Here is a 691-nt window from a genome sequence, read left to right as displayed (position 1 = left end):
ATTTGAGCTCTTATAGTATTGGAACTTACGCAACTTATTTTGATCATCGTGGATGGTATATGGATGGTGTTTTGAAATATAATTATTACCGAGATAATTTGAAAGCCATATCAACGAATGGTTTAGCTATTCAAAGTCATTACAATCAGTGGGCGATAGGTGGATCATTTGAGATTGGTTGTTATTTTGAACCGGCACAGAATACTTGGATGCAGCCTTATATCAAGCTAACAGGTTTGCAGGTTGAAGGTAAAAGAATAAAACTTTCCAATGGAATGATAGGTGATCTAAGCCCATTAACTTCATTCCGCAGTGAAGTTGGATTGACTGCAGGACATGAATTTTTTGTGAGTTCAGAAACTTCATTAACAGCTTACATTATGGCAGCTTGGTTGCGTGAGAATATAAATAATAATTATACGACAATTAATAACCAGTATAAATTTATTACAGATTTATCAGGCAGTGCGGGTAAATTGGGAATTGGTTTAAACGGTTCGGTCAATGATAAACTAACACTTTATGCGGAAGCACATTATCTAAAAGGACATAAGATTAAGAATGCTCTTCAAGGTATTTTAGGATTACGCTATAGTTTCTAAATATGTGTGCATGGCTGATTAACTTTACAAATGTAATTGTTTTGCAAACTTAAACAGATAACGTTCGGCTATGTCTTCTCGAGAGTGTA

The 691-nt window shown here is 34.6% G+C and carries 1 protein-coding gene; it reads left to right on the top strand.

The features are described from left to right. The coding region (locus ACFIL8_RS11880; RefSeq protein ID WP_375689980.1) for an autotransporter outer membrane beta-barrel domain-containing protein at window positions 1–602 on the top strand (602 nt) is incomplete at its 5' end. Window positions 603–691 lie beyond the last annotated feature (89 nt).

This window comes from Bartonella sp. AP57NXGY (assembly GCF_042195805.1).
Taxonomy (GTDB): Bacteria; Pseudomonadota; Alphaproteobacteria; order Rhizobiales; family Rhizobiaceae; genus Bartonella.
Note: the sequence above shows the minus strand (reverse complement) of the source record. Positions and strands in the feature narration are given on the sequence as shown.